This window comes from Bradyrhizobium sp. Kon37 (genome assembly GCF_055807535.1).
The window spans coordinates 20271-44026 of sequence record NZ_JBVVOY010000015.1; the positions used below are offsets into that span (position 1 = coordinate 20271).

General features: G+C 64.1%; 27 protein-coding genes and 1 tRNA gene. 24 read left to right on the top strand and 4 right to left on the bottom strand.

What is annotated here, in order from left to right:
* The first annotated feature begins 53 nt into the window (after positions 1 to 53).
* From AC0L3J_RS24565 to AC0L3J_RS24620, 12 genes are all read left to right on the top strand, one after another.
* Positions 54 to 551 carry a DUF6163 family protein gene (locus AC0L3J_RS24565; RefSeq protein ID WP_473348592.1) on the top strand — a complete coding sequence of 166 codons (498 nt, stop codon included), beginning with the start codon at positions 54 to 56 and terminating at the stop codon, positions 549 to 551.
* 399 nt (positions 552 to 950) lie between these two features.
* Positions 951 to 1469 carry a transcriptional regulator LdtR gene (gene ldtR, locus AC0L3J_RS24570; protein WP_007603420.1) on the top strand — a complete coding sequence of 173 codons (519 nt, stop codon included), beginning with the start codon at positions 951 to 953 and terminating at the stop codon, positions 1467 to 1469.
* A 202-nt stretch (positions 1470 to 1671) separates the two neighbouring features.
* Positions 1672 to 1908 carry a hypothetical protein gene (locus AC0L3J_RS24575; RefSeq protein WP_456764032.1) on the top strand — a complete coding sequence of 79 codons (237 nt, stop codon included), beginning with the start codon at positions 1672 to 1674 and terminating at the stop codon, positions 1906 to 1908.
* A gap of 37 nt (positions 1909 to 1945) precedes the next feature.
* Positions 1946 to 2167, top strand: a complete 222-nt coding sequence (locus AC0L3J_RS24580) for a hypothetical protein (RefSeq protein WP_007603423.1) — start codon at positions 1946 to 1948, stop codon at positions 2165 to 2167.
* A 247-nt stretch (positions 2168 to 2414) separates the two neighbouring features.
* Complete coding sequence (glyA, locus tag AC0L3J_RS24585; RefSeq protein WP_473348593.1) at positions 2415 to 3713, top strand: serine hydroxymethyltransferase; 1299 nt, start codon at positions 2415 to 2417, stop codon at positions 3711 to 3713.
* A 29-nt stretch (positions 3714 to 3742) separates the two neighbouring features.
* A complete protein-coding gene (gene nrdR / locus AC0L3J_RS24590) occupies positions 3743 to 4225 on the top strand; it encodes a transcriptional regulator NrdR (protein ID WP_007603426.1) in 483 nt (160 codons plus the stop codon).
* Positions 4222 to 5370, top strand: a complete 1149-nt coding sequence (gene ribD, locus AC0L3J_RS24595; protein ID WP_473348594.1) for a bifunctional diaminohydroxyphosphoribosylaminopyrimidine deaminase/5-amino-6-(5-phosphoribosylamino)uracil reductase RibD — start codon at positions 4222 to 4224, stop codon at positions 5368 to 5370. Before nrdR ends, ribD begins: the two co-directional genes overlap by 4 nt.
* A complete protein-coding gene (locus tag AC0L3J_RS24600; protein WP_473348595.1) occupies positions 5370 to 5993 on the top strand; it encodes a riboflavin synthase in 624 nt (207 codons plus the stop codon). The genes ribD and AC0L3J_RS24600 overlap by 1 nt, the downstream gene beginning before the upstream one ends.
* Positions 5994 to 6065: 72 nt before the next feature.
* Positions 6066 to 6557, top strand: coding sequence for a 6,7-dimethyl-8-ribityllumazine synthase (gene ribH, locus AC0L3J_RS24605; RefSeq protein WP_473348596.1), 492 nt, complete (start codon positions 6066 to 6068; stop codon positions 6555 to 6557).
* A gap of 2 nt (positions 6558 to 6559) precedes the next feature.
* On the top strand, positions 6560 to 7057 hold the full coding sequence (gene nusB / locus AC0L3J_RS24610; RefSeq protein WP_007611091.1) for a transcription antitermination factor NusB: 498 nt from the start codon (positions 6560 to 6562) through the stop codon (positions 7055 to 7057).
* Positions 7058 to 7176: 119 nt separating this feature from the next.
* A complete protein-coding gene (thiL, locus tag AC0L3J_RS24615; RefSeq protein ID WP_473348597.1) occupies positions 7177 to 8175 on the top strand; it encodes a thiamine-phosphate kinase in 999 nt (332 codons plus the stop codon).
* Between the two features lie 236 nt (positions 8176 to 8411).
* Positions 8412 to 10532: a sodium-translocating pyrophosphatase gene (locus AC0L3J_RS24620; RefSeq protein WP_473289471.1), complete on the top strand. Its 2121-nt coding sequence runs from the start codon at positions 8412 to 8414 to the stop codon at positions 10530 to 10532.
* Between the two features lie 305 nt (positions 10533 to 10837).
* Here the strand turns inward: AC0L3J_RS24620 and AC0L3J_RS24625 are convergent, their stop codons facing one another.
* On the bottom strand, positions 10838 to 11839 hold the full coding sequence (locus AC0L3J_RS24625; protein ID WP_027567257.1) for a Bug family tripartite tricarboxylate transporter substrate binding protein: 1002 nt from the start codon (positions 11837 to 11839) through the stop codon (positions 10838 to 10840).
* A gap of 86 nt (positions 11840 to 11925) precedes the next feature.
* A complete protein-coding gene (locus AC0L3J_RS24630; RefSeq protein WP_027567256.1) occupies positions 11926 to 12411 on the bottom strand; it encodes an outer membrane protein assembly factor BamE in 486 nt (161 codons plus the stop codon).
* A gap of 98 nt (positions 12412 to 12509) precedes the next feature.
* On the opposite strand from AC0L3J_RS24630, the gene AC0L3J_RS24635 reads away from it, so the two are divergent.
* The 9 genes from AC0L3J_RS24635 to AC0L3J_RS24675 all read left to right on the top strand — a co-directional run bounded on the left by AC0L3J_RS24635 (position 12510) and on the right by AC0L3J_RS24675 (position 18444).
* Positions 12510 to 13076, top strand: a complete 567-nt coding sequence (locus AC0L3J_RS24635) for a ubiquinol-cytochrome C chaperone family protein (protein WP_473348598.1) — start codon at positions 12510 to 12512, stop codon at positions 13074 to 13076.
* Positions 13073 to 13636: a YceD family protein gene (locus tag AC0L3J_RS24640; protein WP_473348599.1), complete on the top strand. Its 564-nt coding sequence runs from the start codon at positions 13073 to 13075 to the stop codon at positions 13634 to 13636. Before AC0L3J_RS24635 ends, AC0L3J_RS24640 begins: the two co-directional genes overlap by 4 nt.
* A gap of 298 nt (positions 13637 to 13934) precedes the next feature.
* On the top strand, positions 13935 to 14996 hold the full coding sequence (gene plsX, locus AC0L3J_RS24645; protein WP_473348600.1) for a phosphate acyltransferase PlsX: 1062 nt from the start codon (positions 13935 to 13937) through the stop codon (positions 14994 to 14996).
* Positions 14993 to 15973, top strand: coding sequence for a beta-ketoacyl-ACP synthase III (locus AC0L3J_RS24650; protein ID WP_026233249.1), 981 nt, complete (start codon positions 14993 to 14995; stop codon positions 15971 to 15973). The genes plsX and AC0L3J_RS24650 overlap by 4 nt, the downstream gene beginning before the upstream one ends.
* Before the next feature lie 133 nt (positions 15974 to 16106).
* The gene (locus tag AC0L3J_RS24655; RefSeq protein WP_018456841.1) at positions 16107 to 16448 is read left to right on the top strand and encodes an integration host factor subunit alpha; all 342 of its coding nucleotides are present in this window, start codon (positions 16107 to 16109) and stop codon (positions 16446 to 16448) included.
* A 27-nt stretch (positions 16449 to 16475) separates the two neighbouring features.
* A complete protein-coding gene (locus tag AC0L3J_RS24660) occupies positions 16476 to 17054 on the top strand; it encodes a MerR family transcriptional regulator (RefSeq protein ID WP_275167850.1) in 579 nt (192 codons plus the stop codon).
* 110 nt (positions 17055 to 17164) lie between these two features.
* Positions 17165 to 17242: transfer RNA gene (locus AC0L3J_RS24665), tRNA-Pro, on the top strand.
* Positions 17243 to 17906: 664 nt separating this feature from the next.
* Positions 17907 to 18197 carry a DUF4433 domain-containing protein gene (locus AC0L3J_RS24670; RefSeq protein WP_473348601.1) on the top strand — a complete coding sequence of 97 codons (291 nt, stop codon included), beginning with the start codon at positions 17907 to 17909 and terminating at the stop codon, positions 18195 to 18197.
* The gene (locus AC0L3J_RS24675; protein ID WP_473348602.1) at positions 18187 to 18444 is read left to right on the top strand and encodes a hypothetical protein; all 258 of its coding nucleotides are present in this window, start codon (positions 18187 to 18189) and stop codon (positions 18442 to 18444) included. The genes AC0L3J_RS24670 and AC0L3J_RS24675 overlap by 11 nt, the downstream gene beginning before the upstream one ends.
* A 411-nt stretch (positions 18445 to 18855) precedes the next feature.
* Here AC0L3J_RS24675 and AC0L3J_RS24680 read toward each other — a convergent pair whose 3' ends face one another.
* Positions 18856 to 19095 (bottom strand): hypothetical protein, encoded by a 240-nt coding sequence (locus tag AC0L3J_RS24680; protein ID WP_007603449.1) that lies wholly within the window; start codon positions 19093 to 19095, stop codon positions 18856 to 18858.
* Positions 19096 to 19427: 332 nt separating this feature from the next.
* On the opposite strand from AC0L3J_RS24680, the gene AC0L3J_RS24685 reads away from it, so the two are divergent.
* From AC0L3J_RS24685 to AC0L3J_RS24695, 3 genes are all read left to right on the top strand, one after another.
* Positions 19428 to 20336, top strand: a complete 909-nt coding sequence (locus AC0L3J_RS24685; protein ID WP_473348603.1) for a dihydrodipicolinate synthase family protein — start codon at positions 19428 to 19430, stop codon at positions 20334 to 20336.
* 145 nt (positions 20337 to 20481) lie between these two features.
* Positions 20482 to 21453 (top strand): SDR family NAD(P)-dependent oxidoreductase, encoded by a 972-nt coding sequence (locus AC0L3J_RS24690; RefSeq protein WP_473289454.1) that lies wholly within the window; start codon positions 20482 to 20484, stop codon positions 21451 to 21453.
* A gap of 276 nt (positions 21454 to 21729) precedes the next feature.
* Positions 21730 to 22848, top strand: a complete 1119-nt coding sequence (locus tag AC0L3J_RS24695; RefSeq protein WP_473348604.1) for an alpha/beta hydrolase family protein — start codon at positions 21730 to 21732, stop codon at positions 22846 to 22848.
* 10 nt (positions 22849 to 22858) lie between these two features.
* Here AC0L3J_RS24695 and AC0L3J_RS24700 read toward each other — a convergent pair whose 3' ends face one another.
* Entirely contained in the window at positions 22859 to 23365 is a 507-nt protein-coding gene (locus AC0L3J_RS24700; RefSeq protein WP_456764051.1) for a MarR family winged helix-turn-helix transcriptional regulator, read from the bottom strand.
* Between the last annotated feature and the right edge of the window lie 391 nt (positions 23366 to 23756).

Consider the following 23756-nt stretch of genomic DNA (forward strand, 5'->3'; position numbering starts at 1 on the left):
CGCAAAAGATGGCAGCCGATTGATTTTGCGGGGCAAAGCAGCCAGAAGGGGGCATGTCCGAGATCTCCACCCGCGATGCGGCCCGCGACAGCACCAGGGACGCCGTCCGAGACAATGCCAGAGACAGTGCAATGTCGGTGGCGGCGATCTCGTCGGAGCGGGCTGAATCCGACGATAATGCCTGGACGCGCCGGCTCGTGCTGTTCCTGCGGGTGATGGCGCTGCTCTCGATCCTCAAGGGCCTCTATCATTGGGCGCAGGTGACGGGCTTCGTCGGCGGCGAGGACGAGGCGTTCGAGAACCAGTCGATGGCCTGGCAGGCCTCGACCATCTACTTCGCCGTGATCGAACTCGTTGCCGCGGTCGGGCTGTGGCTGGCGACGCCCTGGGGCGCCGTGGTGTGGCTGACGACCGTGGTATCGATGGCGGTGATCGAGCTGATGTTCCCGGGCATCTACGGCGGCAGCCTGGTTGTGGTCGGGGTCGAAGCCTTCATGCTCGCCGCCTACCTCGCGCTCGCCTGGATGGCCGCGCGCGAACGGCCGCCATAGCAAACTCTCGTGCCCCGACTCTGCGCTTCGCTGTGCTGGACCGGGACACGAGATTGTCGCTTGGTTGACCATTGGTTGCGTAAAATTCGACGTAAGTTTTCGCTAACCAGCCTCTTCCGCCACAGCTCTTACGCGGCCGTTTCGAAACGGGGCGGGGCTGTTCTGGAATGCGACAATCGCGGCGGACGGAGGGTGAACAGGACCTTGCGAGAGTCAACAGACTATTGCGAAAAGTGCTTGTGGCACAGGCTTAATCCGCAATTCACTGTCTTAAATTCATGATCTCTTTATTCTCTTATTTAAGCCGATCTTCAAACGGGCCCCTTAAGTTGCACCTATCAGACGGGACACAAGTTTCGTCGAATGAGTGTCGATAAAAACGACAACAGGGGAAGTGTCATGATGAAAGCCGTCGCAACTGCGGCAGATACCGCAGAGCGCGTCTCCGGCCAGCAGGGTTCGGTGCAGACGCTCTATCTGGAAGCCTTGACTCTGGTGGAGCGGCTGCATCGCCGGCTGCTCGACGTGATCAAGGACGAGTTTGATCGCCGCGGCCGTGCGGACATCAATTCGGTGCAGGCGCTGCTGCTCTACAACATCGGCGACAAGGAGCTGACCGCGGGCGAACTGCGCACGCGCGGTTATTACCTCGGCTCCAACGTCTCCTACAATCTGAAGAAGCTCGTCGAGCTCGGCTTCCTCGACCATCAGCGCTCGCGCGTCGATCGCCGCTCGGTGCGCATCCGCCTGACGCCGCAGGGCCAGGAAGTCCGCCGCATCGTCGACTCGCTCTACCAGAAGCACGTCAAGACGGTCGAGCAGGTCGGTGGAATCTCGGGCGAGGAGTTCTCGACCCTCAACAAGTCGCTGCACCGCCTCGAGCGATTCTGGACCGACCAGATCCTGTATCGTCTCTGAGTTCTTTTCGACGGGACAAGGCCAAGCCGGCCCGCAACAAGACCGGCAAGCCTCCCGAATGTGCCTCACTTCCCCAAGCGCGCCGGCCCGGCTCTGTCCGGACCGGTGCGTTTCTTCCATTTCGCGGTTGCGAAAAAAATCCCCAACCGGAGGGAACGAGTTCCCGGTTCGGTGCTTATCCCCTTCGATCGGAGGGCGGACGATGCTGGTCGAGCGTGGCGTGGGGGTGATGAACGTGGAACTCGTGAGCGAGGCCTATGCCATCGCAGCGAACTATCTTCGCCGCTCCGGCGCGATCCGCGACACCCTCGTCACCGACGAAAGCCTGCTTGAGATCGTCATCAAGCTGCTCCAGCACGGCGAATTCAACAAGATCAGGTTGGCAAACAAGGCCATCGTCAGGTTCGAGGCGCAGTCCGAGGCTAAAGCGGTTGCCTGATCTCAACTCCCAAACGCGGCAAGAACCAGAGGGTGCCATGGAAGCTGCCATCGACCGGATCATGCATACCTACGATTTGCTCGCCAACCGCACGTCGGCGGCGAGCGCGGAGGCGCGGGAAAAGGTGACTAACTACCTCAATACGTTGATGGAAGCCGGGGAGAAGGACACCCACAGGTTGACGGTTTGCGGCCTCACCTATCTGCGGCAGCTCGACGGCAGCGTGGATCCCGTGAAGGCGGGGTATACCGGGCTGTAGAGGCTGGCCGCTCGCATCCACGCGGCCTTTCGAGCCCAAAGCGGGCCTTTCAGGACATGGACGACCGGATACCGCCCCGTCGTCCAAATCCTCCAATCCCACCATATCTTGCATAAATCTCAGGTCCGACCCGCAACTACTTGGCCTGTTGCGGGCGATGTGGTAGATCGCGCTCGCCGCTTCCGATCGCCACACCAGACCCGCCCGTAGCCCGCCAAAAGGCTGCGGCGGTGGAGATATTCGCAAGATGACCTTCGCCAAAACCGCCTCCGCGCCCGATTCGTTTTTCACCGCCTCGCTCGAGCAGGCTGACCCGGAAATCGCAGCCGCCATCAAGGGCGAGCTCGGCCGCCAGCGTCACGAGGTCGAGCTGATCGCCTCCGAGAACATCGTCAGCCGTGCCGTGCTGGAAGCGCAGGGTTCGGTGATGACCAACAAATATGCGGAAGGCTATCCGGGCGCGCGTTACTACGGCGGTTGTGAGTGGGTCGACGTCGCCGAGAACCTCGCGATCGATCGCGCCAAGAAGCTGTTCGGCGCCAACTTCGCCAACGTGCAGCCGAACTCCGGCAGTCAGATGAACCAGGCGGTGTTTCTGGCGCTGCTTCAGCCCGGCGACACCTTCATGGGCCTCGATCTTGCGGCCGGCGGCCATCTCACCCACGGCTCCCCCGTCAACATGAGCGGCAAGTGGTTCAAGGCCGCGCACTACACCGTGCGCCGCGAGGACCAGATCGTCGACATGGACGCCGTCGCCAAGCAGGCTGAGGAGGTCAAGCCGAAGCTGATCGTGGCCGGCGGCTCGGCCTATTCGCGCGCCTGGGACTTCAAGCGCTTCCGCGAGATCGCGGACAGCGTCGGCGCGTACCTCCTGGTCGACATGGCGCACTTCGCCGGTCTGGTCGCCGGCGGCGTGCATGCCTCGCCCGTGCCCTATGCCCACATCACCACCACCACGACCCACAAATCGCTGCGCGGTCCGCGCGGCGGCCTGATGCTGTGGAATGACGAGGCGCTGACCAAGAAATTCAACTCGGCGATCTTCCCGGGCCTGCAGGGCGGCCCCCTGATGCATGTGATCGCGGCGAAGGCAGTCGCCTTTGCCGAGGCGCTGCGGCCGGACTTCAAGGTCTATGCCAAGAACGTCGTCGAGAACGCCAAGGCGCTGGCCGAGGCGATGAAGAGCCACGGCTTCGATATCGTCTCCGGCGGCACCGATAACCATCTGATGCTGGTTGACCTCCGGCCGAAGGGCCTGAAGGGCAACGCCTCGGAGAAGGCGCTGGTTCGCGCTGCCATCACCTGCAACAAGAACGGTATTCCTTTCGACCCCGAGTCGCCGTTTGTCACCTCCGGTATTCGGCTGGGCACGCCTGCGGCAACCACCCGCGGCTTCGGCGTCGCTGAATTCCAGCAGGTCGCCGGCATGATCGCCGAAGTCCTCAACGCGATCGCGCAATCCTCCGACGGCAAGGCGCCGCTGGTGGAAGCGGCGATCAAGGAACGGGTCAAGGCGCTCACCGACCGTTTCCCGATCTATCAGTAAGGTCCAAGACAACCGGTCAAGGTCAACGGATGCGCTGCCCGAACTGCAACAGTCTCGATACGCAGGTGAAGGACTCGCGTCCGACCGAGGACTCTTCCGTGATCCGCAGGCGGCGCGTGTGCGTCGCCTGCAATTTCCGCTTCACCACCTTCGAGCGCGTGCAGCTGCGCGAGCTCACGGTGATCAAGCGCAACGGCCGCCGCGTGCCGTTCGACCGCGACAAGCTGATGCGCTCGGTGTCGATCAGCTTGCGCAAGCGGCAGGTCGAGCCTGAAAGGGTGGAGAAGATGGTCTCCACCATCGTGCGCGAGCTCGAGACCGGGGGCGAGGCTGAAATCTCCTCCGAAGTGATCGGCGAGACCGTGATGGAGCATCTGCGCACGCTCGACGACGTCGCCTATGTCCGCTTCGCCTCGGTCTACCGCAATTTCCGCGAGGCCAAGGATTTCGCCGACGTGCTTGGCGAGCTCTCCGGTGAGGAGGAAGCGCGGCTCGCCGCGATCCGCAAATGATCTTCCGCATCCTGGAGGATCAATTCGCGCAGAAGGCGCGCGAGTCCAGGGATGCCGACCGGCGCTTCATGGAGCTTGCGCTGGCGCTCGGCAGGCGCGGGCAGGGACGTACCTGGCCCAATCCCGCCGTCGGTGCCGTCATCGTCAAGGACGGCGTGATCGTCGGCCGCGGCTGGACCCAACCAGGCGGACGACCGCATGGCGAGCCCGAAGCGCTGCGGCGCGCAGGCGAGTCCGCGCGCGGCGCCACGCTCTACGTCACGCTGGAGCCGTGCTCGCATGCCGGCAAATCGCCACCGTGCGCCGACGCCGTGATTGCCGCCGGCATCAAGCGTGTGGTGGCCGCGATCGAGGATCCCAATCCGGAAGTCGCCGGTCAAGGTGATGCGCGCCTGCGCGCCGCCGGCATCATGGTGGATGTGGGTCTGTGCGCGCGCGAAGCCGCCTTCGATCATGCCGGGCATTTCCGTCGCATCAGCGATCACCGCCCGCATGTGATCCTGAAGCTCGCGGTCTCGCCCGACGGCAAGATCGGCGCGGCCGGGGGCAAGCCGGTCGCGATCACCGGCGAGGCGGCGCGCAACCGGGTGCATCTCCTGCGCGCGCAAAGCGACGCCATCCTGGTTGGCATCGGCACGGTGCTGGCGGACGATCCGCAGCTCGACTGCCGCCTGCCGGGCATGGCAGCACGCTCACCGGTGCGCGTGGTGCTCGATCAGAGCCTGCGCATTCCCGGAGCGAGCAAGCTCGTGGGCTCCGCGCGCGAGATTCCGCTGTGGGTGGTGGGTTCCGAACTCGCGGAGGCCGCGGCTGCCACGCGGCTCGGTGCGGCCGGCGCGCAGGTGATCCGCGTGCCGCCCGGCAACGCCGCGGGACTCGATCTTGCGGCGGTGCTGCATGCATTGGCCGGCAAGGGCATCACGCGGCTGATGGTCGAGGGCGGCAGCCGCGTCGCCGCGTCCTTTATCGCCGCCGACCTCGTTGACGAGATATGGCTGTTCCGCGGCGCGGAGGCGGCGGGCGCCGACGGGGTGGATGCGCTCGCTGCATTGCCGCTGTCGAAAATCACGCAGTCGCAGGCCTACAAGGTTCATGCTAGCGAGACCTTCGACAAGGATACTCTCACCATCTACGAGCGCGCGTAATGTTCACCGGCATTGTCACCGATATCGGCGAGATCGTCGGCTTCACGCCGACGGCGCAGGGCCAGCTGCACCGGCTGCGCATCGCCTGCCGCTACGACCAGACCACCATCGCCGACGGCGCCTCGATCGCCTGCAACGGCGTCTGCCTGACGGTGGTTGCTTCCGGCGTCGAAGGCGGCAAGGACTCTGCTCAAAGGACCTGGTTCGACGTCGATGCCGCGGCCGAGACGTTGGCGCTGACGACCGCAAAGCACTGGAGGGTCGGCACCAGGCTCAATCTCGAGCGTGCGCTCAAGATCGGCGACGAGCTCGGCGGGCATATCGTCGCCGGCCATGCCGATGGCATCGCGACCCTCGTCAGCCGCGAAGACCTGCCCGAGATGGCGCGGTTCGAGCTCTCCACGACGCGGGAGCTGGCGCGGTTCATCGCGACCAAGGGCTCGATCACGCTCGACGGCGTCTCGCTGACGGTTAATACGGTGAAGGACGTGAGCTTTTCGGTGCTGATCATCCCGCACACCCTGACGGTCACGACGATCGGCGGCTGGAAGGCGGGGAATGAGGTCAATATCGAGGTCGATCTGATGGCCCGCTACGCGGCGCGGCTGACGGAAATGAAGTGACGGCGTCTTTAAACTTGGCTTACCCGCTGGTGGCGACTACATAGCGCCAACCCCTGTGGAACGGATTTGACGATGGCAGACGCGCGGCGCGCACCCCTGAAGGACCAGACCGACATCTCCGGCGCACGCGCGCTGATTGTCGAGGCGCGGTTCTATGACGATCTCCAGGATGCGATGCTCGAAGGCGCGGTGGCCGAGCTGAAGGCGGCCGGTCTGACCCACGACGTCATCACGGTTCCCGGCGCGCTGGAGATTCCCGCGGCGATCGCTATCGCGATCGATTCCGCGGCCGCCAATGGCAAGCCCTACGACGCCGCGATCGCGCTCGGATGCGTGATCCGTGGCGACACCATCCATTTCGAGATTGTCTCGCAGGAATCTTCCCGCGCGCTGATGGACCTCGCGGTGACGCGCAAGCTGCCGCTCGGCAACGGCATCCTCACCGTCAACACCGAGGCGCAGGCCTGGGCGCGGGCGCGCGCCAGCGAGCTGAACAAGGGCGGCGATGCTGCGCGGGCCGCGATTGCGATGCTGCGCATAAAGCGCCGGCTGGCGCGGGCTTGATCATGGCCGATAACAACAAGAAGCCGCCGGCTGGCACGGAGAAGAAGGCGAACCGCCGCGGTGCGGCGCGGCTCGCAGCTGTCCAGGCGCTGTACCAGATGGATATCGGCGGCGCCGGCATCAACGACATTTTTGCGGAGTTCGAGAGCCACTGGCTCGGCAACGAGGTCGAGGGCGACACATATTTGCCGGCGGAAGCGGCGTTCTTCCGCGACGTCGTCTCCGGCGTCGTGCGCGACCAGAAGAAGCTCGATCCGCTGATCGACGAGGCGCTGTCGAAGGGCTGGCCATTGAAGCGCATCGAAGCGATCCTGCGCGCGGTGCTGCGGGCAGGGGCCTATGAATTGGAACACCGCAAGGACGTGCCGGGCCGCGTCGTCGTGTCCGAATATGTCGACGTCGCCAATGCCTTCGTCGACCGCGAGGAGACCGGCATGGTCAACGCGGTGCTCGACCAGATCGGCCGCCAGTTTCGCGGTGACGAGTTCGGGCGGGGGTAGATATGGGATCGTCATTGCGAGGAGCGTAGCGACGAAGCAATCCAGACTGTTTCTCCGGAGGCAGTCTGGATTGCTTCGCTTTGCTCGCAATGACGGCGGGGAGATTACGGATCGAGCTAATGACCAGCCCGCACAATCCCTCCGCCGAAGACTCCCTCATCGCGCGCTATTTCAAGCCGCTGGCGACTGATCCCGGCGCGTTGGGGCTGGTGGACGATGCCGCCATCCTGCAGCCTCTCGGCAGCGACATCGTCGTCACCACCGACGCGGTGGTGGAGGGTGTGCATTATCTTGCCAGCGATCCGCCCGATACCATCGCGCGCAAGGCGCTGCGGGTGAACCTGTCCGATCTCGCTGCCAAGGGCGCCGTGCCCGCCGGCTTCGTGCTGACACTGGCGCTGCGCAGCGGGGAAGACGCCTGGCTCAGGCCGTTCGCGGACGCGCTCGGCGAGGATGCGAAAACCTTCGCCTGTCCGCTGCTCGGCGGCGACACGGTGTCGACCCCGGGGCCGCAGATGATCTCGATCACCGCCTTTGGCCGCGTGCCGCAGGGCCGGATGGTCGGCCGCATCGGCGCCAAACCGGGCGACCGTATCCTTGTGACTGGGACGATCGGCGACGCCGCGCTTGGCCTCGATGTGCTCAAGGGCGGCGCGGTGGCGAATGCGCTGGCCTCCGATCCGCACGCGCGCGAGACGCTGATCTCGCGCTATCGCGTGCCGCAGCCGCGCAATGCTCTCGCGCAAGGCGTGCGTGACCATGCAACGGCTGCGATGGATGTCTCCGACGGGCTTGCAGGAGACCTGACCAAGCTCTGTGCGGCGTCAGGCGTCTCGGCCACGATCGACGTGACGAGCGTGCCGCTCTCGGCCGCTGCCGCCGGCCTGATCGCGGGCGACGTCGTTTCCGTTGAGACGCTGCTGGCCGGGGGGGACGATTACGAGGTGCTGTGCACCGTCCCGCCGGTGCACAGCGACGCGCTGATTGCCTTGGGGCGGGCGGCCGGCCTTGCCGTCACGGCCATCGGCACGATCGTCGCGGGCCATGAGCGGCCGCGCTTCCTGGACGGGCAGGGCCAGGAGCTGGTGTTGAAGCGGCTGTCCTACAGCCACTTCTAGGAATTGCTCCAAACCGGCGTCCGGGCTGCCAAGACCGGCTAAATACCTGCCGAGATCGGCTTTTCGACCTTATCTGGCGTTGCACCCTCAATTTGATTTTGGCAAGGTCGTGACCGACTAGGGCCGCGCCTTCGGGCAAGGGGCGGCCTTGTTCAAAATCAAGGCGCCGCACCGCACGACGGAAAAACAAAAGGCGCCGGGGGTACGTTCATCAAGGATCTGAGGCAAAAAATCACATGACAGCATTATGGTTGATTGTGCTCTGCGGAGTGCTTTCCGTCGTCTACGCGATCTGGGCGACGTCTTCGGTTTTGAGTGCGGATGCGGGGTCTCCGCGCATGCAGGAAATCGCGGCAGCGGTGCGCGAAGGCGCACAGGCCTACCTGCGGCGTCAGTACACCACGATCGGGATGGTCGGCATCGTCATCTTCGTGCTGCTTGCCTATTTCCTGGGGCTCTATGTCGCGATCGGTTTTGCCATCGGCGCGATCCTGTCGGGGGCGGCCGGCTTCATCGGCATGAACGTCTCGGTCCGCGCCAATGTGCGCACCGCCCAAGCGGCGACGACGTCGCTCGCGGGTGGTCTTGAGCTTGCCTTCAAGGCGGGCGCCATCACCGGCATGCTGGTGGCGGGTCTCGCGCTGCTCGGCGTGACCCTCTATTTCGGCTTCCTGGTCCATTCGCTGAAGCTTGCGCCTGACAGCCGCGTCGTCATCGACGCCATGGTGGCGCTCGGCTTCGGCGCCTCGCTGATCTCGATCTTCGCGCGTCTCGGCGGCGGCATCTTCACCAAGGGTGCGGACGTCGGCGGCGACCTCGTCGGCAAGGTCGAGGCCGGCATCCCCGAGGATGACCCGCGCAACCCGGCCACCATCGCCGACAACGTCGGCGACAATGTCGGCGACTGCGCCGGCATGGCCGCCGACCTGTTCGAAACCTATGCGGTGACCGCGGTCGCCACCATGGTCCTGGCGGCGATCTTCTTCGCCAAGACGCCGATCCTCGCCGACATGATGACGTTGCCGCTCGCCATCGGCGGCATCTGCATCATCACCTCGATTATCGGCACCTTCTTCGTGAAGCTCGGGCCGAGCCAGTCGATCATGGGCGCGCTTTACAAGGGACTGATCGCAACCGGCGTCCTGTCGCTGGTCGGCATTGCCGGCGTGATCTATTACCTGATCGGCTTCGGCAAGCTCGCCGGCGTCGATTACACCGGCATGGCGCTGTTCGAGTGCGGCGTGGTCGGCCTCGCCGTCACCGCGCTGATCATCTGGATCACCGAATACTACACCGGCACCGACTATCGTCCGGTGAAGTCGATCGCCCAGGCCTCCGTGACCGGCCACGGCACCAACGTGATCCAGGGCCTCGCCGTCTCGATGGAATCGACCGCGCTGCCCGCGCTCGTCATCATCGCCGGTATCCTGGTCACCTACAGCCTCGCCGGCCTGTTCGGCATCGCGATCGCGACCGCCACGATGCTTGCGCTCGCCGGCATGGTCGTCGCGCTCGACGCGTTCGGTCCGGTCACAGACAACGCCGGCGGCATTGCCGAGATGGCGGGCCTGCCGAAGGAGGTTCGCAAGTCGACCGACGCGCTCGATGCGGTCGGCAACACCACCAAGGCGGTGACCAAGGGCTACGCGATCGGCTCCGCCGGTCTCGGCGCCCTGGTGCTGTTCGCGGCCTACAATGAGGATCTCAAGTTCTTCATTGCGGACTCCGCGCACCACGCCTACTTCGCCGGCGTCAAACCGGACTTCTCGCTCAACAACCCCTACGTCGTGGTGGGCCTGTTGTTCGGCGGTCTGTTGCCGTATCTGTTCGGCGCGATGGGCATGACCGCCGTGGGCCGCGCGGCGAGCGCGATCGTCGAGGAGGTCCGGCGCCAATTCCGCGAGAAGCCGGGCATCATGCAAGGCACCGACAAGCCGGATTACGGCAAGGCGGTCGACCTTTTGACCAAGGCGGCGATCAAGGAAATGATCATCCCCTCGCTGCTTCCGGTGCTGTCACCGATCTTCGTCTACTTCGTGATCTATGCGATCGCGGGGGGCGGGGCGGCCGGCAAGTCGGCGGCGTTCTCGGCCGTGGGCGCGATGCTGCTCGGCGTGATCGTGACAGGCCTGTTCGTCGCGATCTCCATGACCTCGGGCGGTGGCGCCTGGGACAACGCCAAGAAGTACATCGAGGACGGTCATTTCGGCGGCAAGGGCAGTGACGCTCACAAGGCGGCCGTGACCGGCGACACCGTCGGCGATCCCTACAAGGACACCGCAGGTCCGGCGGTGAACCCGATGATCAAGATCACGAACATCGTGGCGCTGCTGCTGCTCGCGGTGCTCGCGCACTGAACCAGAGGCAGCGTTCCTGCGACAAACCCGCGGTGCAAGCCGCGGGTTTTTTGTCGGCTGCCAGCCGGGCGCGGCGATTCTTCTGGAGAGGTTGGGCACCATGAAGTTCGAGATGACCAGGTGCAATCAGTGCGGTAGCGATATGCCGATGGGCACGACCCTCTGTCCAAGCTGCGGCAAAGCGCAAACCGGAGCCAGGAGATCAGGCTCGCTTCAGCCGCGCACCCTCCTGGCGGTTGCGCTGGCGGCGGCGGTGCTTCTCGTTTTCAACTGGATCAAAGCCCCGGCGCCGCAGCCCGCCCCCGTCATTGCACGTCCATCTGCAGTCCTTCCTTCTGGATGATGCCGGCGAACTTCTTCGTCTCGGCGTCCACGAAGGCGGCAAACTGGTCGGGCGTGCCGTAGTCGGCGCGGGCGCCCATGGCCACGATGTTCTTCTTGATGTCGTCGCGCTCGAGCATCGCCTTCACTTGAAGGTTGAGTGCTTCGACAACGGCGGGCTGCACACCCTTCGGCAGGAACACCGAGAACCACGACGAGACGTCGAAAGCCGCAAGCTCCGGCGCGCTCTCGCGCATGGTCGGCAGGTTCGGCGCGAGGTCGCTACGCTCGGTCGTGGTGACGCAGAGGCCGGTCAGGGTGCCGTTCTGCACCTGCGGCAGGCTCGGATAGAGATTGTCGAACAGGATCTGGATGTCGCCGGCGAGCGCTGCCTGGAGCGCGGGACCGGCGCCGCGGAACGGGATATGCGTCATCTTCAGGCCGGTGAGCTGCAGGAACCAGGCGCCGGTGAGGTGAGGGCTCTGGCCGACGCCGGAGGAGGCGTAGCTGAGCTTGTCTGGATTGGCCTTGAGATAGGCGACCAGCTCGGCGATCGACTTGATGCCGGTCTTGGGATGCGCCGAGACGATGTTCGGGATCCGGATCATGTTGGAGACCGGCTGGAGCTGGTCCGGCTTGTAGGTGAGGTTCTTGAAGATGCTGTAGGCGATCGCGTTCGGACCGGGATTGCCGATCAGGATGGTGTGGCCGTCCGGCTTGGCGCGGACCACCTCGGCCGTGCCGATCGTGCCGCCGCCGCCGGAGCGATTTTCCACCACGGCCGATTGGCCCCAGGCGGTCTGCAGATGCGCGGCCAGAAGCCGACCCATCACGTCGGTCGAGCCGCCGGCGGCAGCCGGCACGACGAGGCGGACGTTTTCGGTGGGCTTCCAGTCCGCCAGGCTCGATCGCGGCAGGATCGCTGCGGCCGAAAGGGCGGCAGCACCGGTGAGCACGCGACGGCGGGACAACAATTGTTTGGGCACGAATCCACTCCCTGCATCTTGTTTTGCAGGGAGCGTATGGAACAGGACGCGCAACGGCAAGCCGCACGAAGCCGCAGGCTGAAGGCTCAGTTAAAGCTGAGCAGCTTGAAGATCGGCGTGAGGTAGCTCATCTCCTGGCCCGACGTGGGCGTGGTCCGGCTGATGAAGTCGAAGATCTTGCCGTCCTGGAGGCCGTAATTCGCAAGCCGGCGCACGCGCCGGTTCTTGTCGAAATAGACCGCGATGACGCGCTGATCGACCACCTTCTGGTTCATGAAGGCGACCATGCGCTCGGAGCGCTGCGAGATGTAATAGAACACCTCGCCGTCGAGGGTTGCGACGGTGGAGGGGGTGCCCATCACGATCAGCACCTGGTCCTGGCTCGCGCCGATCGGGATCTGCTCCAGCGCGTTGGGCGGCAGGATGTAACCCTTCTGGAACTGCTCGCCGGTGCAGCCCGCAAGCGCAGCCCCAACCAGGGCCGCGGCCGCGAACAGGCGCAAGCCGCGCCAACGTGCTTGAAGGCCGCGCCGCTTGTCTGCACGCAGGCTGGTCTGGTTCGTTATCGTCATAGCGGAACTGATTCCGTCCCCTTGCGTCGCGCGAGGCGCTGAAGTACCGGGCGGAGGCTCTGAATGCAACACGCGCGCGCCCGCTTGCGGAAACCACAATGCTTTGGCCGTTCAATCACTTCAGGAAACCCCGCCTAGCCTCGCCGGGCACCATTGAAGCCATCTATGGCATGATCGTGACGCAGGCGCGAGAACCCATATTTTACCGCGACTTGGGCGTGCCTGATACCGTTAACGGGCGTTTCGATCTGTTGCTGCTGCACCTCTGGCTGCTGCTGCGCCGCCTGCGCACGGTCGAGGGCGCCTCCCGACAGGGCGCCACCGAGCTGTCGCAGGCGCTGTTCGACCGCTTCTGCGAGGACATGGACGACAATCTGCGCGAGATGGGGATAGGCGACCAGACCGTGCCGAAGCGGATGCGGGCCTTCGGCGAGGCGTTTTACGGCCGGGTCCAGGCCTACGATCTGGCCATGGAAAGCGACGGCGAGGCGCTGGCATCGGCGATCTGCAAGAATATCTTGAATGGGGCCGGCATGGACCAGGCGCAGCGGCTCGCGGCCTATGCCAGGGCTGCCGAGGCCGACCTCGTCCGGACCGGCGACGCCGTATTGTTGGCCGCGTCCTTTAAGTTTCCCCCAGCGCTCCCTGAGGATGTCACGCCATGAGCCGACCGATTACCGCATCCGGGCCCGATCCCTGGCAGGTGCCCGTCATCGTTGCACAGATCCCGGATACCGGCCTGCATCGCAAGCTCGAGGCCTCGGCCGCCGAGCGGCAGGCCATGGCCGAGACGGCAGGCTTGCGCGAGGTTGTCTCGGTCCAGGCTGATTTCGATGTTGTGCCGAAAAGCGGCAACCAGATCCAGGTCACGGGGCACGTCCGCGCCCGGATCGGCCAGACCTGCGTGGTCACGCTTGACCCGATGGAGAGCGAGATCGATGAGGCCGTGGACCTGATATTCGCCCCCGAGGCAGAGGTCCGCCGCCTGGCCGACCTGATGGAGGAGGGGCACGACGATCAGGAGCAGGTCGCCGACCCCCCGGAGGCGATCGTCAATGGCATCATCGACCTCGGGAGACTTGCCACCGACGCCCTGTTCCTGGCGGTCGATCCCTATCCGCGGAAGCCGGGGGTGGTGTTTGAGCCCGAGGTCACCGCCCCCGATCCGGAGGACCATCCCTTTGCGGTGCTGAAGGCGCTCCAGGACAAGAAGAAAGACCAATAGGTCCCGTCTTTCCCAGAGGACCGCTTTGCTGCGGGGCGCGAGGTGTTTGCGATCGTGGTTTGAAAGGTCGAATTATCTGTTTGATTTTGATGCGTTTCTTGTGAATTCGGCCGTCTGCGGCCGGATCGTCCCGAATGCAAAAGGCTGGGGGCAAGAGGTTGTTTCGGGATAACAAAACGCTATTGTCGCGCCCCGGTCCGGGTGCGGCGTGGCGCTTGACCGACCGCCATGTTCGTGGCGAACCCATTTGCGGCCCCGCTCGTTCAAGACCGCACCAGACCAGGTTTCCAGGACTTTTATGCCAAGCAAGGTTCGCATCGCGCTTGACGCCATGGGGGGCGACGCCGGCGCCGCGGTGGTCATCCCAGGCGCCGCCATCTCGCTTCACAGGCATCGCGAGATCGAATTCCTGCTGATCGGGGACCGCGCCAAGATCGAGCCCGAGCTCGAGCGCCACCCCGCGCTGAAGGCCGCTTCGAAGATCATCCATACCGATGTCGCGGTCAGCGGCGAGGAAAAGCCGAGCCAGGCGCTGCGGCGCGGCCGCCGGACCTCCTCCATGTGGCTTGCCATCGATGCGGTGAAAAAGGGCGAGGCGGATGTTGCGGTCTCCGCCGGGAACACCGGTGCGCTGATGGCGATGTCGCGCTTCCACCTGCGCACGCTGCCGGGCGTCGATCGTCCGGCCATCGCCGGCATGTGGCCGACCAGGCGCGGCGATTCCGTGGTCCTCGACCTCGGCGCCAGCATCGGCGGCGATACCCACCATCTGGTGTCGCTCGCCATCATGGGCGCGGCGATGGCCAGCGTGTTGTTCAACAAGAAGCGCCCCACGGTCGGCCTGCTCAATATCGGGGTCGAAGAAATCAAGGGGCACGAGGAAATTCGCGAGGCCGGCGAAATCCTGCGCGCCAGGAACCTGCCCGAGCTCGACTATCTCGGCTTCGTCGAGGGCGACGGCATCGGCAAGGGGGTGGCGGACGTCATCGTCACCGAAGGCTACAGCGGCAACATCGCGCTGAAGGCCGCGGAGGGAACCGCGCGGCAGATGGCGGAATTGCTCCGGGACGAGATGAAGCGGGGCTGGCTGTCAAAGCTCGGCTATCTCTTTGCGCGCAACGCCTTCCAGGCCCTGCGGAACAAGATGGATCCGAACAAATCCAACGGCGGCGTGTTGCTGGGATTGAACGGGATCGTGGTCAAGAGCCATGGCGGAATCGCTGCCGAAGGCTTTGCCTATGCGATTGATGTTGGCTATGAGATGGTCAAATTCGATCTCCTCAACAAGATCAATCAGATGCTCAACCGCGAAGGTGGTGCACTCAATTCCGTGCAGGCCGCGCAGGAGGCTGTTTCGTGACTCAAATTCGTTCGGTCGTGCTGGGCTGCGGCTCTTATTTGCCGGAGCAGGTGGTGACCAACGCCCAATTGGCGGCGCGCATCGACACATCCGACGAGTGGATCGTGCAGCGCACCGGCATTCGCGAGCGGCATATCGCGGCCGAGGGCGAGTTCACCTCGCACTTAGCGCTCAAGGCGGCGCAGGCCGCGCTCGCCGATGCCGGCGTGGATGCGCAGTCGATCGACCTGATCGTGCTCGCGACCTCGACGCCTGACAACACTTTCCCCGCGAGCGCGGTCGCCGTGCAGCACGGGCTTGGCATCAACCATGGCGCGGCCTTCGACCTTCAGGCGGTGTGCTCGGGCTTCGTGTTCGGGCTCGCCACCGCCGATAATTTCCTGCGCACGGGCGCCTTCAAGCGCGCGCTGGTGATCGGGGCGGAAACCTTCTCGCGCATCCTCGACTGGACCGATCGCGGCACCTGCGTGCTGTTCGGCGACGGCGCCGGCGCGGTGGTGCTGGAGGCACAGGAGCAGCCGGGCAATGCCGCGACCGACCGCGGCATCGTGACCACGCATCTGCGCTCCGACGGCCGCCACAAGGCGAAGCTGTTCGTCGACGGCGGCCCGTCCTCGACCCAGACCGTCGGCCATCTGCGCATGGAGGGCCGCGAGGTCTTCAAGCACGCGGTGGGCATGATTACCGATGTGATCGTCGATGCCTTCAAGGCGACCGGGCTCAATGCCGACAGCATCGACTGGTTCGTGCCGCACCAGGCCAACAAGCGAATCATCGACGCGTCCGCGCACAAGCTCCATATCGCGCCGGAGAAGGTGGTGCTGACGGTGGACCTTCACGGCAACACCTCGGCGGCCTCGATCCCGCTGGCGCTGTCGGTGGCGCGCAAGGACGGCCGCATCAAGCGCGGCGACCTGGTTCTGCTGGAAGCCATGGGCGGCGGCTTCACCTGGGGCTCCGCGCTGGTGCGCTGGTAAGCCACAGTCGATAAAATTTTGCCCGAATCAGCGCGGATTATCGATGCGCCTGCATTGATGAGCGCTGTTGACCGCCGTATCGTAAGCTCATAATTTCAGACAACAATTGTTCGCCGTGATGTGGGGCAGGGCGATGACCGATCAAAGTAAAACCGTAACGCGTGTCGATCTGTGCGAAGCCGTCTACCAGAAGGTGGGGCTGTCGCGCACGGAATCGTCTGCCTTCGTGGAACTCGTGCTGAAGGAGATCACCGATTGCCTTGAGAAAGGCGAGACGGTGAAGCTGTCCTCGTTCGGCTCCTTCATGGTCCGCAAGAAGGGTCAGCGCATCGGTCGCAACCCCAAGACCGGCACCGAGGTGCCGATCTCGCCCCGCCGGGTCATGGTGTTCAAGCCGTCCGCGATCCTGAAGCAGCGGATCAACGCCCAGCACCGCACCAATGGCGACGCCAGCAAGGCGCAACCCGAGGCGTAATCCGCCCTCCGGATAAGGATTTGGCATTTGGACAAGGCGCCGGATGCGTTCCGAACCATCAGCGAAGTAGCGCAGGAACTCGACATTCCGCAGCACGTGCTGCGGTTCTGGGAGACGCGTTTCTCCCAGATCAAGCCGATGAAGCGCAGCGGCGGCCGCCGCTATTACCGCCCCGACGACGTCGACCTGCTCAAGGGCATCCGCCGTCTCCTGTACGGGGAGGGCTACACCATCCGCGGGGTGCAGCGGATCCTGAAAGAACACGGCGTCAAATCGGTGCAGGGCCTCGCCGACAGCGCGGCCGCGGTCTCGTTCGGCGCCATCGAGGACGCCGTCGGCGCGAGCCTGATGGAGCCCGAGGAGGAGACCGGCGTCCGCGGCGCCCGCGACAGCGACGATGACGATTACCAGGGCGAGGAGGAGGAGGGCATCGACTTCCGCTTCTCCGAGACCGACGATGAGGAAATCCTCACCACCTTCCGCAAGGGCGGCACCCCCTCAGCGCCCGCCGGCCCCAGCGCCATCGACCGGGAGCGCCTCGGACGGGTGCTCGCCGAGCTCATCGCCTGCCGCGAAATGCTGGATCAGGCGCTCAAGGACGCGTGACGCCGGATCTCCTCGGCTTGGGGCAAGTTCCGGGGCCTTTCGGCGGAGGCACCAAAATGGTGTGACCTCGCCTTGCGCAAACCGGCGATCCTAGCTAATGGAACGACGTTCGGAGCGTGGCGCAGCCCGGTTAGCGCACTAGTCTGGGAGACTAGGGGTCGGAGGTTCAAATCCTCTCGCTCCGACCATTTTTTCCAAAGCATCTGTCGGATGGATTGAGCGGCGGCGCGCAGCCAGCTGCCGCCGACGACGCATGCGCCGCGATCAGTCGCGGGGGCCGCTTCGGTGACCGGAAAACGAAAATGCCGAAAACAACCCCATGCACAGTAGCGATGTCGTTGACGGGATAACGTTTTTCCGAATCGATTTGACGCGTCGGGCAACACAGGGGTATGTTGTTATCGTGCGTGTGAGGTGAGGCAACCAATGCTCGCGGCCGACCGCGTCTGGGCTTGGTTCAGAGAACCGTTGTGCCCGGACGCTTCGATGTGCTGGTCGTATCGACTTTCCGGATCTCATTTCGATGATGTTAGAGGTAGCGCGGACGGCGCGTAGAAGACTCGAGGCTTGAACGTATTTGGCTGTGACGTGCGCGGGATCTGCTTGCCGAGCTCGCAATCAGGAGCACCTTCACAGCTTCGTACGAGTCACCACCGCAAGCTGCGATTGTCTAGCCGGCAACGGCCTTATGTGACACGCAGATGACAGAGCCAAACTTGCTTCTCATTGACCGAATCTAAATTTGTTCGTAGTTTGTTCTCAGTGGAAGATTACCAGTTGCGGTGATCACACTGTGAATACGCGGGAAGGACGTCTTTTGTCTCGAAGCAGCATCGGCGTATTGTCGCTGCGATGTCCAAGGACCTACTAAACCCCCAGGGGGCCTTCATTTTTCGGATTTGCCACAAGGGCAACCTCGAAAAGCTTTTGGAGGATGGTGGATGCCTGTCGCGGAACGAGGCCAACGCCTCGAAGTATGTCGAGATCGGGAATCAAGAACTGATTGCTAAGCGCCAAGCGCGCTCGGTGCCGTGCGGGCCGGGTGGAACCTTGGCGGATTACGTCCCGTTCTATTTCACGCCGTATAGTCCGATGCTCTACAACATCAAGACTGGATACAACGGCATTCCGCGTGGCCCTTGAGAAGACTTCCGAGCTGATTGATGGCTTCGAATCCCCGCTTGGAATGGAGCTTCTCGCCACAGTCGATTGGCTGGTCAACGAGGCCGGTGTCGAGTCGAGCGTAAGCGCGGTGCGTGAGCGGCTCGCGAGCTGGCCGGGAGGAAAGGAAGCGGGCGAGCGGAAGTTGAAGTTGTTCGAAGATCGCACAATTGAGATCGCATTGTCATCACTTGCAGACGCGGAGCTAATTGCCGCGCCGAAAGAATAGAAGTCTCTCTTCTCGTTTGAAGTGCCTTATATGACTGAGGTCTGCGATCCGCGCTGCATCGCCTCTGACCAATTTGGCGCTTCAAATGCTCCTGTGCTTCGCACATGCGATGTTTCTATCGTTGTGGTTCAGGAGTGCCTTCACGCGATCTACAGGCAGCCGGTCGAGCTGCATCTGCTCCGTGACCAGCCGCACAATTACGCGCTGATGCCGACGCCGGAGGGGCGACGCGCGCGTTCGATCATTCTGCGGGCGGTGGCTTAAAAGGAAGGTGTGATCGTTGTCACAAAGCGCGCCGCCGCAATGGGGCTGGCGCTGTCGGTGCCCGCGCGGAAAGACCATGCGGCCTCCGGGGCGTTTCCTCGTGTTAGTCTTGGTGCGTCGTCTTGGTATCAGTAGTTTTGCGGGGCCTTAGGCGTGGCCCTTGATCTCGTAGCGACCCGGAACGCATTTGTAGCGATCGAGCCGCCAGTTGGCGTGGTAGATCGGATGCTCGCCCATCCATTTCGCCAAGGGGGCCTGTGCGCCGATCGCACACTGCATCATCGACATCTCGGGCGTCATGTTGCTGTCGGTCACGATTTCCTCGATGCAACTGCCTGAGCTGGCTGCACTTAGCCGGCAGAGCACGGCAACGACGGTCACGAACATTCCAGTCACCTCATCGGTAGTTTCTGACCACGAAGAGGATGCAAGCGGAGTGCCAGAGCCTGTGACGCAAACAACACGCTGGCCTGGCCGACTCGACCCAGCGTCCGGACTCCAGTTAGCGATTCGGATTGTAAAAAAATTGCCCCTAAACCGAAGCCGGGCAAATACGGGGAACCGAGTCAATAATAACCGCAGGGATGTCGAATTCCGGGGGCAGCGCCGCGCCGGTGGCGCTTCACAGGCCGCGCGCAGCCGGTAGGCTCGGAGGGACCGTGGCCACCCGCCAAAAGAGCGGGACCGCCACAAGGGATATGGAAACGCGAGGGCAGACCATGAAGGCACGACCGACCGGCGTGATTCCGCCGATGACGACGCCGTTCCGCAAGGATGGCGAGATCGACTACACTCTTGTGGCGCCCCAGGTCGACTGGATGATCCGCGCCGGCGCGCATGGCGTCGCGGCCGGCGGCTCGACCGGCGAGGGGCACACGCTCGATCACGAGGAATATCGCGACCTGATGGAGGCGACGGTCGCGGCGGTAAAGGGACGCATTCCCGTCATCGCCGGCATCATCGTCGATTCCACGCGCGATGCGATCCGCCGCGGCAAGCTGGTGCGCGACATGAATGTCGCCGCGCTCCAGGTCACGCCGGTGCACTATCTGTTCAAGCCGGACGACGAGGCGATGGTGGCGCATTTCCGCGCCATGGCTGATGAGACCGGCATGCCCATCATCATCTACAACGTGGTGCCGTGGTCGTATCTGTCGCCGGCGCTGCTGACGCGGATCATGACCGAGGTGCCGCTGGTGGTCGGCGTCAAGCAGAGCGCCGGAGATCTGAAGCTGTTCGCGGATCTCATGATGATGGCGCCGGACAAGCTGATCTACAGCGCGGTCGATGCCCTGATGTATCCGTCCTACACATTGGGGGCCCATGGCTCGATCGCCGCGATCCTCACCGCGGCGCCGCATGCCTCCGTCGCGCTGTGGGACGCGGTGAAGGCGGGTGACCATCCGCGCGCGCTCGACTTGCACAAGAAGCTGCTGACGCTGTGGAACGCTGTGATCGCCGACAATCTGCCGGCCTGCACGCGCTATGCGCAGACGCTGCAGGGCCTGCCCAGGACTTATCCGCGCGCGCCGATGCCCGAGCCCTCGAGCGCGCAGCAGGCGGCGATCCGCAAGGCGCTGGACGGGCTCGGCGCGTTGAACGGACGGCGCGTCGAGGCGGCCGAATAGTCCACGCCCCGAAATAACTGATGACCATGGCAGCGCCGATCCGCTTTTACCTGCGGATGCGGCGCTGCTACATTTTGCGCGCGCTCCGATGCGTGGGGCGCTGGCTGTGAAGAAACATACCGACAAGGGAGGGGCCGAAAGTCCCATGAAGGATTTTGCAGGAAAGATCGCCGTCATCACCGGTGGCGGCACGGGAATGGGGCGCGAGCTCGCGCGGCAGCTCGTCGCCGAAGGCTGCAATGTCGCGATGTGCGACGTCTCCGAAGCCGCGATGGCCGAGACCAAGCGTCTGTGCGAGGTCGAGAAGCTGCCGCAGGGCCTGCGCGTCACGACCCATGTCGCCGACGTTTCGATCGAGGATCATCTCAAGCGATTCCGCGACGAGCTCGCCGAGCAGCAGAAGACCGACCGGATCCATCTTCTGTTCAACAACGCCGGCATCGGCGGCGGCGGCAGCCTGTTCACCAACACCCGCGAGCAGTGGGAGCGCACCTTCAACATCTGCTGGGGCGGCGTCTATCTCGGCGTCCGCACCTTCCTGCCGATGCTGGTGGCAGCCGACGAGGCCCACATCGTCAACACCGCGAGCGTCAACGGCTTCTGGGCCTCGATCGGCATGACCCAGTCGCACACCGCCTACAGCTCGGCGAAGTTCGCCGTGAAGGGGTTTACCGAAGCGCTGATCAACGACCTCCGCCTGCACGCGCCGCATGTCAAATGCTCGGTGGTGATGCCCGGCCATATCGGCACATCGATCGTCTCCAATTCGCGCAAGGTGCAGAGCGCCGACGGTTCGGAGCGGCTCAATGCCGACGAGGTCGCGCTGACCCGCAAGCGCATGGTCGCGGCCGGCGTGCCGGACGCCGACAAGATGTCGGACGAGGACATCCAGGCGGCGTTCGCCGAGCGCGCCCGCAGCTTCCTCGAGGATGCGCCGACGACGGCGGCGCAGGCCGCCAGGATCATCCTCGACGGGGTCAAGGCGGAGCAATGGCGCATTCTCGTGGGCGAGGACGCAAAGCGCCTCGACGAGCGCGTTCGTGCTACGCCGGAGCAGGCCTACGACCGCGCCTTCTTCGAAAGCTTTACGCAGGAGGTCGGCTGGCGGCTCGGCTGAGGCAGGCGACGAGCGCGCGCCGATATAGGTATGATGATCATCATGGCAAGAGGTGCGCAGGCATTTTCGCGTGCCACCTCTTGCCAGTTCGCTGCCGGCGTTTGTGGCCCGTGCTCGCCCACTTATGTCGAATTGGAATATCACGCATGCGACACATCCCTGCGTTCAAGCGATGGTGATCTCCCACGGCTCTCATTCGGCGCACGGCAGCTTGGTCAGGGAACCAAAATAGTTTACTCAGTCATGTGTAAGGCGATGACCAGAGCATAGCTCCCGATGATACCCGCATGCCTCTCCGACGACTGGACCCTTTGCCCGGAGCGAGAGGACATCTCCGCTGAGTTCACGCGGCTCCTCACCGCGGCCCAGGAGGGCGGCGCCACGATCGCCGAATGCCTGATGATCGCGCGGCAGCTGAAGCGGGGCAACGACCAGTCCTGGCATCGCGAGTGGAAGAATCTGGCGCAGGCCAATCGGCTTCGTGCCGAGGCCGCGTTCGCGGAAGGTCACAGGGCGACCGCGCAGCGCAACTGGCTCCGCGCCATGAATTACTACAGCGCGGCCGCGATGCCGCTCGATCCGGCGGACGAGCGCCGCTGGGTCGCGGTGCTCGCGATGCAGGATTGCGCCCGCCGCTTCCTCGCCGCGCGCGATCCGGCCGGAGAGGTCCTGACGATACCCTGGCTCGACGGCCATTCGTTGCAGGGCTATTTCCTGCCCGCGCACGCGCCGTCGGGAAGTGTGCGGGCTCCGACCGTGATCTGCATCGGCGAACCCGGCCACCGCAAGGAGGAATTTCTGTTCAAGCTCGCGCCGCATGCGCGCGAGCGCGGCTTCTCGCTGCTGGCGCTGGACCTGTTCGGCGAGCAGCGCGACGATCATCTCGACGCGCTGTTGCGGCGCCGGGATCTCGAGAGTGCGATTCCGTGCGTGATGGACTATCTGGAGACGTGCAGCGAGGTCGATTTCGCACGTGTCGCGATCGTCGCCGATGGCTGGGGCTCTTCCTTCGTGGCGCGCGCGGTGTTGCAGGAGCCGCGGCTTGCCGCCGCCGTCTGCGATGGCGGCCTGTGGGACCTGCACGAGCGGGCCTTCTTTGCCAGCCGATTCGCGATGAGCGATGTCAGCATCGTTCCGGTGCCGCATGCGCCGCTGATGGCCTCCAGCGCCGACTGTCCGGTGCTGATCACGCTCGGCGAGGACGGCTGGCTCAAGGCCGATCGGGCACGTCAGATTGTCCAGACGTCCCGGCTCGGCAGTTCGGATGTCGTGTTGAAGGTGTTCACCGCGGCCGAAACCGGCGCGGCGCAGGCCCATGCGGACAATCCGAGCCTTGCCAACGAATACATCTTCGACTGGCTCGAATCCCGGCTCGGCGCCGCGGGGCGCATCTAAGGACGTCGCCTCAGAAGTCGAGGGTCAGGCGGACGCAGGCCTTTTCGAGGCGGGTCTTGAGCATCGCGAGCTTGGTCGTGAATTCCGTCAGCTCTTTCTCGTCGAACTCCTGGAAGACGAATTCCTTGATCGTCTTGTACTGATCGTTGAGGCTCGCCAGGTGCTTCTGCGTCTTCTCGGTCAGGGACAGCCGGACCACCCTTGCGTCGGTCGGCGAGGGACGACGGCGCAACAGGGCCTTCTTCTCGAGCAGCTTGGACTGGGTGGTGACGAACGACGGATCGACGTGGAGGAGTTTCGAGACGACGTTGACCGGAATGCCGTCGTCCTTGTCGAGGTCGGAGATCGCCATCAGGATCAACCATTGCGGACCGCTGATGCCGAGCGTTCTCGCCCAGAACTGACGCAGCTCCTCCAGATACATGTTGATCGACGATATCTCCCAGGTGAAGCGCCTGATGATATCCAGATTGCCGATGGAGCGGAGGCGCGCCCCTTCTTTCCTCGTCGCTGACACAGCGTCACTCCCGTGATCTGATTTGTATGCGGCCGGTGTCGTGCAAGCCATAGTCCACGCAAGCCTGCTCTGACGCAAGTGCAGAGCAGGGTAATTTCGTCACTAAAACTACAAAGATGATCAGCTCATGGAATCGCGTCGCCGTGGTGTTGCGCACTGGGCACAGGTTTGGGGAAACCACAAACCTGATCAAATAAGGTATTTTGATTAGTGAACGGCGCAGGCATATTGCGTCGTGACGGTGGGGGTACTCGATCGTCCCGTTGCAGGTGGTTTGCTCACGTCCCTCGCGTGGAAAGAGGGTGTGTCCGAAAGCGCAAAGCGGCCGAGCGGATTTGAAAGACGGGGATCTGGGGGGCCTCACGGTCCGGTCTTCGTAACATGAGCAACT